The sequence below is a fragment of the Phytopseudomonas argentinensis genome (genome assembly GCF_900113905.1).
GTDB lineage: Bacteria > Pseudomonadota > Gammaproteobacteria > Pseudomonadales > Pseudomonadaceae > Aquipseudomonas > Aquipseudomonas argentinensis.
The window spans coordinates 1,065,822-1,082,085 of record NZ_FORC01000002.1 but is presented as its reverse complement, the minus strand read 5'-3'; the positions used below and the strand labels follow the sequence as shown (position 1 = coordinate 1,082,085).

General features: G+C 64.5%; 16 protein-coding genes and 1 pseudogene. 2 read left to right on the top strand and 15 right to left on the bottom strand.

Features of this window, described 5'->3' with window-relative positions; translation table 11 throughout:
• Positions 1 to 2 precede the first annotated feature (2 nt).
• Genes BM154_RS13435 through dapA form a run of 3 tightly spaced genes read right to left on the bottom strand, consistent with a single transcriptional unit; the run spans position 3 to position 2,337 of the window.
• Positions 3 to 296, bottom strand: coding sequence for a YcgL domain-containing protein (locus tag BM154_RS13435; protein WP_074884583.1), 294 nt, complete (start codon positions 294 to 296; stop codon positions 3 to 5).
• Entirely contained in the window at positions 293 to 1,426 is a 1,134-nt protein-coding gene (rnd, locus tag BM154_RS13430) for a ribonuclease D (RefSeq protein WP_074884580.1), read from the bottom strand. The genes BM154_RS13435 and rnd overlap by 4 nt, the downstream gene beginning before the upstream one ends.
• 56 nt (positions 1,427 to 1,482) lie before the next feature.
• Positions 1,483 to 2,337, bottom strand: coding sequence for a 4-hydroxy-tetrahydrodipicolinate synthase (gene dapA / locus BM154_RS13425; protein WP_074884577.1), 855 nt, complete (start codon positions 2,335 to 2,337; stop codon positions 1,483 to 1,485).
• Between the two features lie 538 nt (positions 2,338 to 2,875).
• On the opposite strand from dapA, the pseudogene BM154_RS13420 reads away from it, so the two are divergent.
• Both BM154_RS13420 and BM154_RS13415 read left to right on the top strand, forming a co-directional pair.
• Positions 2,876 to 3,356 (top strand): annotated as a pseudogene (locus tag BM154_RS13420) (hypothetical protein).
• A gap of 157 nt (positions 3,357 to 3,513) precedes the next feature.
• Entirely contained in the window at positions 3,514 to 4,815 is a 1,302-nt protein-coding gene (locus BM154_RS13415) for an OmpP1/FadL family transporter (RefSeq protein WP_083414569.1), read from the top strand.
• A 95-nt stretch (positions 4,816 to 4,910) separates the two neighbouring features.
• On the opposite strand, the gene BM154_RS13410 is transcribed toward BM154_RS13415, so the two are convergent.
• The 12 genes from BM154_RS13410 to cbiB form a co-directional block, all read right to left on the bottom strand.
• Positions 4,911 to 5,468 carry a glutathione peroxidase gene (locus BM154_RS13410; RefSeq protein WP_074884570.1) on the bottom strand — a complete coding sequence of 186 codons (558 nt, stop codon included), beginning with the start codon at positions 5,466 to 5,468 and terminating at the stop codon, positions 4,911 to 4,913.
• 25 nt (positions 5,469 to 5,493) lie between these two features.
• Entirely contained in the window at positions 5,494 to 5,619 is a 126-nt protein-coding gene (locus BM154_RS24575) for a hypothetical protein (RefSeq protein WP_279626222.1), read from the bottom strand.
• Positions 5,616 to 6,818, bottom strand: a complete 1,203-nt coding sequence (locus tag BM154_RS13405; protein WP_074884567.1) for an MFS transporter — start codon at positions 6,816 to 6,818, stop codon at positions 5,616 to 5,618. The genes BM154_RS24575 and BM154_RS13405 overlap by 4 nt, the downstream gene beginning before the upstream one ends.
• A 54-nt stretch (positions 6,819 to 6,872) precedes the next feature.
• Positions 6,873 to 7,283, bottom strand: a complete 411-nt coding sequence (locus tag BM154_RS13400) for a MarR family winged helix-turn-helix transcriptional regulator (protein ID WP_074884564.1) — start codon at positions 7,281 to 7,283, stop codon at positions 6,873 to 6,875.
• Positions 7,284 to 7,472: 189 nt separating this feature from the next.
• Positions 7,473 to 9,620, bottom strand: coding sequence for a TonB-dependent siderophore receptor (locus BM154_RS13395; RefSeq protein WP_074884561.1), 2,148 nt, complete (start codon positions 9,618 to 9,620; stop codon positions 7,473 to 7,475).
• 393 nt (positions 9,621 to 10,013) lie between these two features.
• A complete protein-coding gene (locus BM154_RS13390; protein ID WP_074884558.1) occupies positions 10,014 to 10,748 on the bottom strand; it encodes an adenosylcobinamide-GDP ribazoletransferase in 735 nt (244 codons plus the stop codon).
• Positions 10,745 to 11,311 (bottom strand): alpha-ribazole phosphatase, encoded by a 567-nt coding sequence (cobC, locus tag BM154_RS13385; RefSeq protein WP_208609437.1) that lies wholly within the window; start codon positions 11,309 to 11,311, stop codon positions 10,745 to 10,747. Before cobC ends, BM154_RS13390 begins: the two co-directional genes overlap by 4 nt.
• Positions 11,308 to 12,363, bottom strand: coding sequence for a nicotinate-nucleotide--dimethylbenzimidazole phosphoribosyltransferase (cobT, locus tag BM154_RS13380; RefSeq protein WP_074884555.1), 1,056 nt, complete (start codon positions 12,361 to 12,363; stop codon positions 11,308 to 11,310). The genes cobC and cobT overlap by 4 nt, the downstream gene beginning before the upstream one ends.
• Complete coding sequence (gene cobU, locus BM154_RS13375; RefSeq protein WP_074884552.1) at positions 12,360 to 12,881, bottom strand: bifunctional adenosylcobinamide kinase/adenosylcobinamide-phosphate guanylyltransferase; 522 nt, start codon at positions 12,879 to 12,881, stop codon at positions 12,360 to 12,362. Before cobU ends, cobT begins: the two co-directional genes overlap by 4 nt.
• The gene (locus BM154_RS13370) at positions 12,882 to 14,366 is read right to left on the bottom strand and encodes a cobyric acid synthase (RefSeq protein ID WP_074884549.1); all 1,485 of its coding nucleotides are present in this window, start codon (positions 14,364 to 14,366) and stop codon (positions 12,882 to 12,884) included. It abuts the gene before it with no gap.
• On the bottom strand, positions 14,363 to 15,355 hold the full coding sequence (gene cobD / locus BM154_RS13365; protein WP_074884548.1) for a threonine-phosphate decarboxylase CobD: 993 nt from the start codon (positions 15,353 to 15,355) through the stop codon (positions 14,363 to 14,365). The genes BM154_RS13370 and cobD overlap by 4 nt, the downstream gene beginning before the upstream one ends.
• Complete coding sequence (gene cbiB, locus BM154_RS13360) at positions 15,348 to 16,256, bottom strand: adenosylcobinamide-phosphate synthase CbiB (RefSeq protein WP_074884545.1); 909 nt, start codon at positions 16,254 to 16,256, stop codon at positions 15,348 to 15,350. The genes cobD and cbiB overlap by 8 nt, the downstream gene beginning before the upstream one ends.
• Positions 16,257 to 16,264 lie beyond the last annotated feature (8 nt).

The window sequence follows — 16,264 nt, the reverse complement described above, 5'->3', positions numbered from 1 at the left end:
CGTCAGACCGGATCGTTACGACGTAGCAGCTCTTCGGGGAGATGCTCGATGTAATCGTCTTCCGGTGGTGGCATCTGCAGGTGGTAGCCCTGGTTGTCGAGGTTCTCCAATACCTTGGTGATGTCCTCACGGGCCAGCACGCGCTCGAGGGTGAGCACCATGTCGAAGGCATGGATGGGCGTGCCGAACGCGCTCAACAGCGGCTCGGGCACTCGCGCCAGCGCATCGGCGCGCAGCACGTAGAGATACATCTCGTTCTTGCGTGTGCTTCTGTAGATCGAGCAGATACGTTTCAAGCCGCTTCTCCTTCGCCTGCCAGGCAGTCGAGCAACGCCTGGCCCATCAACTCGCGACGCCAGCCGCGCAGGCCATCAGGCAGACGGTATGGCCCGTTCGGGTACCCGCTCTTGAGTAGCGCTTCGAGGGTCTTCTTGCGCAGCATCAGCTCGGGCACGATCTCCAGGCGCTCGCCCTCACGCTGGCCAATGGCGCGCAATTTCTTGAGCAGCCCGGCGGCCTCGATCGGCAACGGCTCGGGCATCGCCGGCGGCCACTCGGCAGGCGGCAGCGCGGCCGCCTCGCGGATCAACTGCAGGATGGTCTCGCCATCCTGGCGCACAGTTTTCGGGTGCATGTCCTCGATGCGCGCCAGAGCGACCAGATCGCTCGGCTGGTGGCGTGCCAGCGGCCACAGCGAATGCTCGCGCAGGATTCGGTTGCGCGGTTGATTGCGCGCCCTGGCCTGGCGCTCGCGCCAGGTGCACAGCGCGCGCAGTACCGCCAGTTGGGCGCGGGACAGCTTCCAGGCCAGCTTGGCTTCGCGGTAGGCCTCCTCGGCGGGCATCTCGCGACGCAGGCCGGCGACAAGTTCGGCGCCGTCCTCGAGTATCCAGGCATTCTTTTGCGCCGACAGCTTGTCCTGCAGGCGGCGATAGAGCTCGGCCAGGTGCACGACGTCTTCGGCGGCGTAGCTCACCTGGGTCTCGGACAACGGGCGCTGCAGCCAGTCCGAACGGGTCTCGCCCTTGGGCAGTTCGATATCCAGCACCGCCTGCACCAGGCGCGAGTAGCCCATCGAGAAGCCGAGATTGAGGTAGCCGGCCGCCAGTTGCGAGTCGAACAGCGGGGCCGGCAGACTGCCGGTCAGGCGCAGGAGCACTTCCAGATCCTCGCTGCAGGCGTGCAGTACCTTGATCACCTGCGGGTCTTCGAGCAGCGCGGCGAAGGGCGACCAGTCGCCGATCAACAGGGGGTCGATCAGGTAGGCACGCTCGCCCTCGCTGACCTGCAGCAAACCGGCGATCGGGTAGAAGGTATCGACACGCATGAACTCGGTGTCCAGCGCCACGAAGGGCTGTTTGCGCCAGACAGCGCACTGCGCTGCCAGGCTGGCGTCGTCTCGAATCCAGACAATTTCGATGGTCACGCGGCTCTCCCGTAAAGATTGCCGCGCAGTATATCCCGTGAACCGCTGCCGTGGGCTCATGGCAACTCGATGCGCAGCCGCTCGCGCAGTGCATCCGAGCAGCGCAACATCGGCGCGCGCAGCTCATCGGCGATCAGCCCCTGCATGGCCAGCATGGCTTTGACCGGCGCCGGGTTGGGCTCGCTGAAGGCCAGGCGTATCCATGGCAGCAATTGACGAAACAGCGCGCGGCCAGCCAACAGGTCGCCCTCTCGCAATAGGCTGACCATCGCGGCGAAGTCGGCGGTGCGCACATGCGCTGCCGCGGAAATCGCGCCGCTGCCGCCCAGACACAGGGTGGCGAAGATCTGCTCGTCCTCGCCGGTGAGCACGTCGAGCTGGCCGTCGGCGATCAGCGCCTGAGTCTTGCGCAGATCACCACCGCAGTCCTTGATCGCCACGATACGTGGGTGTCGAGCAAGCTGTCGCAAGGTCTGCAGTTCCAGACTCACGGCGCTGCGATAGGGAATGTCGTAAAGGATGATCGGCAGCCGTGAGGCGTCGGCGACAGCCTGGAAGAACAGCTGCAGGCCTTCCTGAGATGGCCGTATATAGTAGGGCGCCGGCACCAGGACGCCAGCCAGGGGCCGGCTCTGGATACGTTGCAGGCGAGCCAGCACCGCCACCTGGTTATTACCCGCCAGCCCCATTACCACGCGGCTGGCCGGCACCACTTCGAGTACCGCGTCCAGCACCGCCAGCTGCTCCTGTTCATCCAGGGCCGCGGCCTCGCCGCTGGTGCCGCAGACCACCAGCCCGGCCGCGCCGTTGTCGATCAGATGCGCTGCCAGAGATCGCAATGCTGGAAGATCCACCTGCCCGCCGCGAAACGGCGTCACCAGCGCAACCCAGATACCGGAAAACCTAGACATGTATGCAACTCCTCGGTGTAGACCGTCTGGTCACCGTCGATGGAGTGCGGGAAGGGGGTGTAGCGAAGGGATACTTCGACTTAGCGCCTCTGTCCTGTCAGCCCATCTGACGGGACAGCGCGCCCCGGTCAAATGAGCGACTGTTTCTTCGACTTGCCAGCATCCAGGCACACGCGCTGATCCATGGCAGCGGGGCCAGGAATAGCAAGCGTGGGCAGGAAGAGGATGAACATGGACGGCTCGGCAAGGCGACAAGGCCTGGATACTGCCCGTGGCGGCAACGCGGTGTCAATCAGGCGATCAAGGTGCAACCGTCCTGGCAGTTCCAATTGGATATAACCAGGGCGAGCTCAATCCTCAATCGATTTAAAAACAGCTCTTTACAGCGTGTATATCGCACTAGGCTTCAAGTTGAGCGGCTAACCCCTGCTCCCAGTGGGATTTATCGGTCATCGCAACTGAGTAAAGATGGTAGAGGCAGCCGCTGTCCGCTGCCGGCACCCTCCCCCACCGGTCACCTTTGCGCCTAGAGGCTCCTATGGGAATCGCCGCCAGTGACCTGAACCGACACGTCATCCGTCCGACCTTGCTGTACCTGGGTAGCCAGTGCGTCGCTGCCGAAGCCCTGCTGCTGGGCATCGCCGCCTGTCAGTCTTCGCTGGGTGCGGAACTGGACAGCCACAACGGCTACGGCCTGTACCGAATCTCGGCATTTCATCACCAGCGTTTATGGGATGACCACCTGGCCGCCAGCCCCGACCTGGCCAGCCGGGTCCGCGGCCTGGCCAGCCAGCATGCGTTTCTGGGCGCGCCGCATTTCGAAACTGACCGTCAACCTGCGCTATGCCACCGCGATCGCCTGGCTGCTGATCGAACACCGCTACAAAGAGCTGCCCGACGCCGATGACCTCGGCGCCCAGGCCTTGATCTGGCAGCAGGTCTTCGCGCCCTGCCGCCAGCCGAGCGAGTTCGTACGTGCCTGGCAACGCTGTATTCTGGAACTGGCAAGCGTCGCTTGAAAAACTGACTGTCGGGTCACAGGTGCCAAGCACCGAAAGGCTCTATATCCTGCGTTTCAGGACAGCATCAACTTCGAAGGAACGTGTTCACCCTGAACTTTCCGAATTGCCGTCTAGTCAGCAAGCGAGAGTTCCCCGACCTGCCATGGAGCACCCCGTGAGTAAAACAATCCTAAGAACCGGTCTGGCAATCGCCATCGCATCCACCTCTACCTACGGCCTGGCCAGCGGCTTCGCGCTCAACGAGCAAAGCGTCGCCGGCATGGGCATGTCGTTCGCCGGTCGCTCCTCCTCAGCGGAAGACGCCAGCACGGTATTCGGCAATCCGGCCGGCATGGCGCGCATCCAGCGCGAACAGGTCAACTTCGGTGTGGCCGCCATTCATGCCAAGAGCCGCATCAGCGACACCAGCAGCACCACCGCACCTGCTGCGGGCGGTGGCGGTGCCAATGGTGGTAGCAACGATGGCGACATGGTGCCCACCACGGGCGTGCCAATGGGTTACTACGTCAAGCCGCTGGATGAGAAGGTAGCGTTCGGTATTGGCGTCTACGCCCCTTTCGGCCTGGCCACCGAATATGAAAACGGCTTCCAGGGCCGCTACTTCGCCGACAAGAGCTATGTACGGGTCATTACCGTACAACCGACCCTCAGCTATCGTTTCAACGACAAACTGTCGGTGGGTTTCGGCCCGACCTTCAACCATATCGAAGGCGAGCTGAGCTCCTCGTTGACCAACCCCTTTGGCCCAGCTGGTGCCAACGATGGCAAGGTCAAGGTCAAGGGCGACGACACCGCGGTTGGCTTCACCGCCGGCGTACTCTACGAGTTCACCCCGCAGACCCGCGTCGGCGTGACCTACCGCTCCCGGGTCAAATACGAGTTGGAAGGCGACACTCGCGTATCCGGCCCAGGCCTGGCCATCGGCACCTCGGCTGGCAAGTACGATGCTTCGCTGGACGTGACTACCCCTGAAACCGTGGACATGTCCTTCACCCACGAACTGAACGACGCCTGGACCCTTTACGCCGGCAGCAGCTGGACTCGCTGGAGCCGTTTCAAAGAGCTGCGTATCGAGAACGAAGGCGTGGGTGGTGCATTTGCAGGGCAGCTCGGCACAATCGTCGAGGAGCAGGAGTGGCACGACACCTGGGCTCACGCTGTTGGCCTGTCCTACAAGGTGAATCCGCAATGGGTGCTGCGCACCGGTATTGCCATCGACCAGACGCCGACCAACAACACCGATCGCTCGCCGCGCATCCCATCGGGTGACCGGACGATCTTCAGCCTGGGCGCTGGCTGGAGCCCGACTGAGGACATGACCATCGACCTGGCCTACTCCTATCTCAAGGAAGAAGAAGTCGAGATCAACCGTAGCAGCCTGGCCCGGGGCAGCTACAACGCCACCTACAAGAACAGCGCTCATGGCCTGGGCGCGTCCCTGACCTATCGCTTCTAAGGGCAGGTATGCTCGGCCACTGCACGGTGGCCGAGCCATTGCGCTCATGAAAAAATCGCGGCAAAGGCCGCGATTTTTTATGCCTGGACTGGGCCTCAGGGCTTTGAGGCGATCGCCTTCTCGATGGCAGCGATCAATTCCGGATCATCCGGTTTGGTCATGCTGGAAAACCGCGCGATCACCTGCCCCTGGCGATCGACCACGTACTTGAAGAAATTCCAGCGTGGCGCCGCCGTCTGCCTGGCCAGCGCCTTGAACAGGGGGATGGCATCGTCACCGGTGACCGGCTGGGTCTCGCTCATGGTAAAGGTCACACCATAGTTCACGTAGCAGACCTTGGCCGTCTCCTTGGCGTCGTCGGACTCCTGCTTGAAGGAGTCAGACGGCACCCCGAGAATCTCCAGCCCCTGATCGCGATAACGCTTGTTGAGCGCTTCCAGCCCCTCGAACTGTGAGGTGAAGCCGCAGAAGCTGGCGGTATTGACTACCATCAGCGGCTTGCCGGCGAACTGTTCACACAGATCTATCTTGTCCTTGGAGCGCAGCTTGGGCAGCTCGCTCTGGTCAGCCAGCAAGGCCGGGCATTCAGCAGCCTGCAGTTGACCGCTCAACGCGAGTAAAGCCAGGGGCACGGCAAACAATGACATTCGCATCGGATCGTTCCTTATCGGTAACCGTTCAGCAGAGGTTCATGCCCAGTTGCATGATCGCCAGGCCGCTCGTGCGCCACGCCCAGAACAGCACAGCCAGCAGCGCCAACCCGGCAGTGCCGGCTGCCACCACGACCAGAGGTTTGGGGGTCATGCCTGAACTCCTTGCAAACGCGCCACGGGTTGCTCGCGCACCGGCCAGTTGAGCGCGGCAGCGAGCACGCTGAGCAGGATGGAAAGCTGCCACACCAGATCATAGCTGCCGGTGTGGTCGTAGAGGTAGCCGCCGAGCCAGCCGCCCATGAACGAACCCAGCTGGTGGAACAGGAACACGATACCGCCGAGCATCGACAGGTTGCGCACGCCGAACAGGGTGGCCACGGTGCCATTGGTCAACGGTACCGTGGACAGCCACAGCAGCCCCATGGCGATTCCGAAGGCGTAGGCCGTCCATACGCTCAGCGGCACCGTGATGAACAGTGCGATGACCACACCACGTGCCAGGTACAGCGCGCTGAGCAACCGCGGTTTGGAACGGCGCCCGCCCAGCCAGCCGGCGATGTAGGTGCCGAATACGTTGAACAGCCCCACCAGCGCCAGCACCGTGGTGCCGACGATGGCTGGCAGGTGCTGGTCGACCAGGTACGCCGGCAGGTGCACGCCAATGAACACCACCTGGAAGCCGCAGACGAAAAAGCCCAGCGCCAGCAGCCAGAAACCCGAATGGCTGCACGCTTCGCGCAGGGCCTCGCCCAGGGTCTGCTGCGGGCCCTGGCTCACCTGCGGGCGATCCTTGACCATGACCGCAAGCGGTACGATCAACGCCACCATCATGCCCAGCGCGAGCAATGCCGCCGACCAGCCAAGCCAACCGATCAGCCCCAGGGTACCCGGCAACATAGCGAACTGGCCGAAGGAACCCGCCGCCGCGGCAATGCCCATGGCCATGCTGCGCTTTTCCACCGGCACCGCGCGACCGACCACGCCGAGAATCACCGAGAACGAGGTGCCCGACAGGCCAATACCGATCAGCAGCCCCGCACTCAGCGACAGCGACAGCGGCGAGTCCGCCAGCCCCATCAGCACCAGCCCGGCGGCATAGAGCACACCGCCGACGATGATCGCCCGCTGGGCGCCGAAACGATCAGCCAGCGCACCGGTGAACGGCTGGGCGATACCCCAGATCAGGTTCTGCAAGGCGATAGCAAAGGCGAACACCCCACGCCCCCAGCCAAAATCCGCGCTCATCGGCGACAGAAACAGACCGAATCCGTGGCGTGTGCCGAGAGACAGGGCCAGGATCAACGACGCCCCCACCATCAACCAGATACCCGTGCGCTGTAGCGAACTCATGGCATGTCCTTCTTATTATCAAATCCAACACGGGAGAAATGGCCAGTAACGGCCTCACGGTCGATCCAGGCTGGCGAGCAACTCATCCAGTGCTTGCAGGTGATGCGCCTGCACGCGCTGCTTCAGTTGCACCTGTACACCCTGCCAGGCCTCCAGCGCGTCGCCAAGCAGTCGTTCTCCGACCTCGGTCAGCGCCACCAGTCGGTTACGCTGATCGGTGCCACCTTGCAGCATCACCAGGCCACGTCCTGCCAAGACCCGCAGATTACGGCCAAGGGTACTGCGCTCCAGGCCCATGGCTTCGGCCAGGTCGGTGATGCTTGGCTGATCGAGACGCTGCAAGTGCCTGAGCAGAGAATACTGGGCAACGTTGAGTCCGACACCGCTCAGCGCGTCGTCATAGAGCTTGCTGACGCCACGGCTGGCGCGACGCAAGCGAGTGCATAAGCATTCGGTAGGCAACATGAATGCATGTATATACCCGCATCACTACAACAGCAACCCCAAGCGCCTAGGGTGTTCCACTACCAGCCTGCGATGACAGATGCGCAGCCCGCTGCACGACCTGCGCCGCGCCACTCACGGTCATTCTCTGGGGGGTGCAAAAGGCGAAGGGGCGTCCCCTCGCCTGACTCAAGGCAATCTGAACCAGGGTTACCAGCGCAGCGATACCGTACCCTGCAGGGTGCGCTCGTCGCCCCAATAGCAACGCCCGGCATTATTGCAACCGGCCACGTATTCCTGATCGAAGACGTTCTTGGCGTTCAGATCCAGTGACCAGTTTTCGTCGATTTGGTAACCGATGGCTGCATCGACCAGGGTGACATCGCCGGCATCGAGGGTGCCGTAGAGGCTGTCCGCCGTGTAGCCGAACGTACTGTCGAAGTGGCGCACGCCACCACCCAGGCGCAGGCCACGCAGGGTACCGTCGAGGAAGCGGTAATTGACCCAGACTGACGCCTGGTTGCGCGGCACGCCAGTCATCTGCCGGTCTTCCAGCAACGATCCCGGGGCATCCTTGGTGATGCGGGCGTCGGTGTAGGTATAGGCCGCAGTCACATTCAGGTTGGCCGTGATGTCGCTGTTGACCTCCAGTTCAGCCCCCTTGGAACGGCTTTCGCCAACCTGACGGTATTCATTGGCAGCCGCTTCGAAGTAGACGTCATTCTCCTTGCGCAGGTCGAACAGCGCGGCGGTGAACAGGGTATTCCAGCCCTGCGGTTCATATTTCAGGCCCACTTCGTACTGCTCGGCCGTGATCGGATCCAGAGGACCGCTGGTGCTGCTGGTCTGTTGTACCGGAACGAAGGATGTCGAGTAGCTGACATAGGGCGACAGGCCGTTGTCGAACTGATACATCACACCGGTCTGCCAGGTGAAATCGCGGTCGGTATAATCCAGGTCAGACTCGGCATTGCTCACCGGGCTGGTGCCATCACGGTGATTGCGGTACTGGCTGTCGACCGAGTCGAAACGCCCGCCAAGCAGGAAGATCCAGTTCTCGTACCGGCTCTGGATCTGGCTGTAGAGACCAGCCATCTGCTGATCCAGCTGGGAATCCTGAACGGTAAACGGAGTGGTTGGCGCGCCTGTCCAGCTCGGGTCGAACACGTTCACCGCCTGCCCTGCACCCGCATTCCAGTCCTGATTGAACGAGGTACGGTCAAAGCTCGCACCCAGCAACCAGGTGTGCTGCAACGCGCCGGTCTCGAACCTGCCCTCCAACTGGTTATCCAGGGAGTAGGTAATGGATTTGTTGTAACGATCATAAGCAGTCATGCCGACCGTAGTGCCAAACCCCGCGTCATTCAGGTTACCTGGCCAGGTTTCCTTGCGCTGGATGCGCGACTGCATGTAGCGCGAGTTCTGGCGGAACTGCCAGTCATCGTTGAAACGATGGGTGAACTCATAGCCCAGTGTCCACACCTCACGCTCGAAGGTGTTCCAGTCGTTGTTGCCGAGGAACGTATCCTTGCCGATCTTGCCATTAGGATTGCGCAACAGGGTGCCTGCCGCTGGCAGCCCCAGTTCGAGCTTGGTGCGATCCTTCTGATAGCTGGACAACAGGGTCAGGGTATTGAATTCATCGAAGTTGAAGGTCAGCGAGGGCGCGAGGTACAGGCGATCGTCCTGCACGTGGTCGACCTGAGTATCGGCGACAAGGCCGACCATCACCACGCGGCCGAGGACATTGCCACTGGCGTCAAGCGGACCGCCGACATCCACATTGAGCTGGCGTCGGTCGTTGGAACCATAACTGAGCTGCACTTCGCCCTGGGGCGCGGAGGTCGGGCGCTTGCTGATCAGGTTGACCAGACCGCCTGGGGCATTCTCGCCATAAAGAATCGAGGTCGGGCCACGGAACACTTCGACGCGCTCCAGGCCGTAGGGCTCGCTGGTGGTGTCGTAGCGGTTGCCCTGCACGCGCAAGCCATCGCGCAGCAACCCGTAACCGAAGTCGGTGGCGTTGAAGCCGCGGATGAAGAACAGATCGCCGGCCAGGCCGTCGCCGGCGGCGAAAGGCGGTGCGAAAATGCCCGGCACATAGCCGAGCACATCGGTGAGGGACTGCGCTTTCTGGTCCTCGATGCGCTTGCGCGTCACCACGGAAACCGAACGGGGCGTCTCGGAAAGCGGTGTGCCGGTCTTGCTGGCGGTCAGGCTATTGGCTGCCTGGTAGCCAATAGCCGGGCCCTGTGGCTGATCCTGCTCGCCGGTCACGGTTTGTGCTGGTAGCAGCAACGAATCGGCCTCCACCACCGCCTGAGCGGACGCCGCGCAATGACAGCTGGCGGCCACCATCACGGCCAGCCATTTCAGTTGAAAACGTCCAGCACCTAGCACTGCCCTCGACATCCTGATCTCTCCATGGTCGCGTTGAGCCAACCAGTCGGCTGGCCTGAAAACGCGCGCTAGCCTAAACAATCCGGACACGATATCAAATAATAATAGTTATCATTAATTATTTTTCAGGGTGCAAGGCTGCTAGTGCCACTCTTCAGCAGGCGCATAAAGGTCGACTAGTCACTGCCAGGTGCCGTCAGCACGCTGGCGTAGATCAGCTCCGGGTTCAGGCAGCAACGCCAGGCTGATGCTGCGAATGGCAATGGACAGGAATTGAGCAACACCGGGCTTTGCGCCTGGTAGGCTCCGAGCGGGCACTTGCGATTCGCCAACGCGGGCGCAAGGCTTCGGCTAGTGTGAGACCGCCAGGGCCACCAGCACCGCACATTCGACGATTTCCACCAGTGCCCCGGCGGTGTCACCGGTAGTACCGCCCAGACGCTGACACATCAGGTGCCGCAGCCAGAGCAGGGCCAGCAGCGCGACCAGCAAACCCAGCCCGCCGGCCGCTCCGCCGAGCAGCAACAGCGCGGCTGCGTGCAGGGCCAGCACCCAGGGCAGCTGCCGGCGCGGCATGTGTTCGGCCAATGCCTGGCCCAGGCCGCCGCTGCGCACGTAGGGCGTGCAGCGAAACAGGAACGGCAACAGACCGCGCCCCAGCCAGGGCGCCAGCACCAGCAGTGCGCCCTCGCCCGCCTGCAACAGCACCACCAGGGCGCTGAACTTGAGCAACAGCAACAGCACTAGGGCCACCACCGCGATTGGCCCACTGCGCGGATCCTTCATGATCGCCAGGGTGCGCTCGCGATCACCAAAGCCGCCCACCCAGGCATCAGCACTGTCAGCCAGACCATCCAGGTGCAGACCGCCACTCAATGCCACCCAAAGGGTAAGCAATAGCGCCGCCTGCAACAGCTCAGCGGTGCCGGCCAGCAGCAGTTGCGCAACCACCAGCACCAAACCGATCAATGCACCAACCGTGGGGTACCAGAGCAGCGAGCGGCCCATCTGCTCTGGCGTGGGCATACCGGAGAGGCGCACGGGCAACCGAGTGAGGAACTGCAGGGCGATCCACAACGGCGTCATGGCAGCTCCCGTAGACCGTGCGCGTCGAACTGCAGATGCACACGCTGGCCGTGGGCGACGCTGACCTGCAGCAGCTGCTCGCGCGGCAAGCCACGCGCCCTGGCGAGCAAGAGGCGCATCACCCCGCCATGGGTAACCACCAGCAGTTGCTGCCCGGCGTACTCGGCTTGCAAACGTTGCAGTGCATCGAGCACCCGCGCCTCGAAGGCGAGCAGCGGCTCGCCACCCGGCGGCGTGAAGGTGTAGGGATCGGCCCAGAAACGGCCCAGGTCATCGGCGTCGGTTTCCATCAACTGGGCGGCGCTGCGCCCTTCCCAGTCGCCGAAATGCAGCTCCTGCAGGCCGGCCTCGAACTGCAGTGGCAGGCCGCGGGCAGCCGCCAGTTCCTCGGCAAACCGCGCACAACGCTGCAGCGGCGAGCTGACCACGGCGTCCCAGTGTTCTTCAGCCTGCACGGCGGCCCGCAACTGTGCCCAGCCTGCCTCGGTCAGGGCATCGTCGAGGCTGCCGCGCAGGCCGCCGCCCTGTTCGGTTTCGCCGTGGCGTAACAGGTGCAGGATCACGCCGGACGATCCGCGACCGCGGCTTCAGAAAAGGTGGCCATGCCGTTGTGCAGCGCACAGGCCAGGCGCAGCATCGGCACTACCAGGGCCGCGCCACTGCCCTCGCCCAGGCGCAGCCCCAGGCTGACGATCGGCGTGGCCTGCAAGGCCGCGAGCAGGCGCTGGTGGCCAGGCTCGGCGCTCTGGTGGGAAAACAGCAGCCAGTCACGGCACGCCGGGTTCAGACGCACCGCCAGCAAGGCGGCGACGCTGCAGATGAAACCATCGACCAATGCCACCACACCCTGCTGGGCACAGGCCAGGTAGGCGCCGGTCAGCGCCGCGATCTCGAAGCCACCAAGACAACGCAGCGCCTCTATGGGGTGCTCCACGGCGCCCTGGTGCAGCTTGAGCGCCGTTTCGATCACCTGCGCCTTGTGGGCGACGCCGGCCGCCGCCAGACCGGTGCCCGGCCCGACCAGCTCGCCTACCGGGCAGCCGAGCAGCACGCAGGCCAGTGCCGTGGCGGCGGTGGTATTGCCGATGCCCATCTCGCCGCCGATAAACAGCTCATGGCGCTGCTCGACAGCGCGTAGCACGCTATCCCGCCCGGCCTGCAGGGCAATCAGCGCCTGGGCCGGAGTCATCGCTGCCTCGCGCATCAGGTTGGCGGTACCCGCGCCGACCTGCAGGTGACGCACGCCCGGCAAAGGCTCGAGCGGCTCGGCAGTACCCAGGTCGGTCACTTCCAGGGCAGCGCCCAACTGACTGGCCAGCACGCTGATCGCCGCGCCTCCGGTGACGAAGTTGCGCAGCATCTGCCCGGTGACCGCCTGGGGATAGGCGGAAACGCCCTCGGCCACCACCCCATGGTCGCCGGCGAAGATGGCGATCCATACCTTGTCGACCTGCGGCCGCTCGCGGCCCTGCAGCGCCGCCAGGTGCACCGCCAGGCGCTCCAGCTCGCCAAGTGAGCCGGCTGGTTTGGTCAGTTGCGCCTGACAGGCCGCTGCCTTGTCACGCGCTACCGAGTCCAGGGGCTGAGTGGGGTTGAGCCACCAGTCGATTGTCATAACGGGTCTCCCTTGAGAAGCATCGGCAAGCCGGCAACGGTGAACAGCACGCGCTCGCAGCGCTCGGCGACGGCCTGATGCAGCAAACCGGCGGCATCCACGTAACGGCGGGTCAGCTCGCCCATCGGCACCACACCAAGGCCGGTTTCGTTGCTGACCAGAATCACCCGGCCGGGCAACGCCTGCAGGCCTGCCAGCAGCGCGTCGCACTCGCGGTTCAGGCGCGCCTCGTCCTCGAGCATCAACAGGTTGGTCAGCCACAGGGTCAGGCAGTCGACCAGCAGACAGCGATCTGGCGAGGCCTGCTCCTGAAGCACTCGCGCCAGCGCCAATGGCTCTTCGACCAGCCCCCACTCGGCCGGACGCCGCTTGCGATGGGCGCGGACGCGGCTGTTCATCTCGCCATCGAGCGGCTGGCTGGTGGCGATGTAGATCACCTCCAGCCCCGACTCGGCAGCCAGGCGCTCGGCCAGGCGGCTCTTTCCCGAACGGGCACCGCCAAGAATCAGCTCACGCATCTAGCGCGTCTCCTCGCTCAGGCCACAGAGTGCCCGCAGGGCAGCCTGGTCCAGATGGTTTTCGACCAGATCGGCCAGGCGTTCGATATCGCGCTCACGCAGTGCGTGGTAATCCACGGCCTGCACGTCATGCAGCCCGGCCCAGCGCAGTAGCGCGCTGCACGCCGCCGAGGACTCGAACAGCCCGTGCAGGTAGGTGCCCATGACCTGACCATCTGCGCTCAACGCACCATCGCTGCGGCCATCGTCGAGCTGCACCGCAGCGCGCTGCAGACCGATACCCGAGGTGACCCCGGCATGGATTTCGTAGCCGCTGATGACGGCGTCCTCCAGGCACAGCCGGCCGCTGACGTTGCGCAGCTGTTTGTGCGGCTCCAGCACGGTGTCGATGTGCAGCAGACCAAAGCCGTCGCTGCCACCCGCCGGCCCTTCCAGCCCCTCCGGGTCCTCGACCCGACGCCCGAGCATCTGCAAGCCGCCGCAAATGCCCAGCAGCTTGCCGCCATAGCGCAGGTGCCGATCGATGGCCGCCGCCCAGCCGCCACGGCGCAAGAAGGCCAGGTCCGCACGCACGCTCTTGGAGCCGGGCAGGATGATCAGATCGGCCGGCGGGATGGCTTCGCCCGGGCCGACGAAGCTCAGCTCGACCTGGGGGTGCAGACGCAGCGGATCGAAATCGGTGTGGTTGCTGATCCGCGGCAGCACCGGCACCACCACCTTGAGCACCTGATCGGCCTTGCTCACCTGGCGGCGGTCGATGGCGTCCTCGGCCTCCAGATGAAAGTCCATCAGGTACGGCAGCACGCCCAGCACCGGTTTGCCGGTGCGCCTTTCGAGCCAGTCCAGGCCCGGCTTGAGCAGGGCGATATCACCGCGAAACCGGTTGATCACGAAGCCCTTGAGGCGCGCCTGCTCACTGGGCGACAGCAGCTCCAGGGTGCCGACCAGATGGGCGAACACCCCGCCCTTGTCGATATCGGCGACCAGGATCACCGGGCAGTCGACCGCCTCGGCGAAGCCCATGTTGGCGATGTCATTGGCACGCAAGTTGATCTCGGCGGGCGAACCGGCCCCCTCGACCATCACCACCTGGTGGCTGGCCCGCAGGCGCCTATGGGAGGCCAGCACCGCTTCCCGGGCGACCTGCTTGTAGTCGTGATAAGCCACGGCATTCATGTTGCCGACCGCCTGGCCATGGATGATCACCTGGGCACCGGTGTCGCTGTTGGGCTTGAGCAATACCGGGTTCATATCGGTATGCGCTGCCAAACCACAGGCCTGGGCCTGTACCGCCTGGGCGCGGCCGATCTCGCCGCCGTCGGCGGTCACCGCGCTGTTGAGCGCCATGTTCTGTGGTTTGAATGGCACCACGCTGACGCGCTGGCGCCGCAACCAGCGGCACAGGGCGGTAACCAGGGTGCTCTTGCCGGCATCGGAGGTGGTGCCCTGCACCATCAGGGTGGCGCCGCCTTGCAAATGACTCATCGCGCCTCCTCGGCAAAGACTTGCAATGCGCCCGCCAGGCGCTGCCAGCCGGGTTCGTCCGGCGGCAGGCCGAAACGAATGCTGGCCGGCTGTTCGAACAGCCGGGTGAAAATGCCATTGCAGGCCAGGAACTCATGCAGCAAAGCGGCATGCTCACTGGCAATCCACTGGAACAGCGCGCAGCCACCAGTGGGCGCCAGGCCATGCTCGCGCAGAAGGCCGGCCAGGCGCTGGCCGTCGCAGATCAGGCGTTGGCGTTGGTCGTGCTGGGCCTGCTCGTCAGCCAGCAGCCGGGTCGCCAGCCAGCGGGTCGGGCCACTGATCGTCCACGGGCCGAGCATCTCCTCCAGCTCATCGAGCAGCGTGCGCTCCGCCAGCACGAAGCCCAGGCGCGCGCCGGCCATGCCAAAGAACTTGCCGAACGAACGCAGCACGATCAGCCCCGGCAGATGCGCGTGGGCCGCCAGGCTCTGCTCCGGGGTGCAGTCGATAAAGGCTTCATCGACTATCAGCCAGCCGCCCCGCTCGGCCAGGCGCGCATGCCAGGCATATAGCTGCTCGGGGGAAAAGCGCCGCCCGGTGGGGTTGTTGGGGTTGACCAGCAGCAGCACGTCGAGGCGCTCCAGCGCCCGGTTGACGCCGGCTTCGCTGATCTCCAGCACCCGATGCCCTTCGCGCTGCCAAGCCGCCGCATGCTCGGCATAAGCCGGTGACACGATGCCGACCCGCGCTTCGCGGCGCAGCCGTGGCAGGCACTGGATCGCCGCCTGGGAGCCGGCCACCGGCAGCAGCTCGGTAGCACCGTAGTAGGCGCAGGCGGCGGCTTCCAGGCCATCATTCTGCTCCGGCAGGCGATTCCAGACCTGCACAGGAATCTCTGCCAGCGGCAGGCCATAGGGCGCCACGCCGGTCGAGAGATCCAGCCAGTCGCTCAACGCGATGCCATAGCGGAGCGCCGCCTTGCGCAACCGTCCGCCGTGCTCAAGCAATGCACACCTCCACGATCAGCATCAGCAGCAGCCACAGCAGCACGCCGCCCCACACCAGGTTCATTGCCCGCTCGATATCCCGCGCCCGTGGCGACGGCCCTTCACCCAGCTCGGGGCGCTGGTGCAGTTCACCATGATAGACCGCCGCGCCGCCAAGGCTGACGCCCAGTGCACCGGCGCCCGCGGCCATTACCGGCCCGGCATTGGGACTGTCCCACTGCGGCGCCTGGCGCTGCCAGCAGCGTATCGCCAGGGCGGTACGCCCCAGTAGCGCATAGGTCAGCGCCACCAGACGCGCCGGCAGGTAGTTGAGCCCGTCATCGATCTTCGCCGCGGCCCAGCCGAAGCGCTCGAAGCGCTGGTTGCGATAGCCCCACATGGCGTCCAGGGTATTGCTCAGGCGGTACAGCACCACACCCGGCGCGCCGGCGACGAGAAACCAGAACAGTGCGGCGAACACCGCATCGCTGCCGTTTTCCAGCACTGACTCGGTGCCGGCACGGGCCACGCCGGTGGCGTCCAGATCCTCGGTGCGGCGGCTGACCATGTAGCCAACCCGCTGCCGGGCCAGCGGCAGATCACCCAGGCGTAGTGCCTGGGCTACCGGCTGGGCATGTTGGTCCAGGCTGCGCAGCCCCAGGGCGGCATACAGGGCAACTATCTGTACCAGCCAGCCAACCCACGGTAGTTGCACCAGCAGCACGGTCAGCAGCGTGAACGGCAGCACCGCCAGGCACCAGGCGCTCACCCCGTGGCTGCGCCAGCCGCCACCGGACGGGTTGAAGCGTTGCTCCAGGCGGTTGGCCAACTTGCCGAAGCCCACCAGCGGGTGCCAGCGCTTCGGCTCGCCAAGGGCGGCGTCCAGGGCCACGCCCGCGACGGCGCTGAGGATCAGGCTCATGCAAAGGT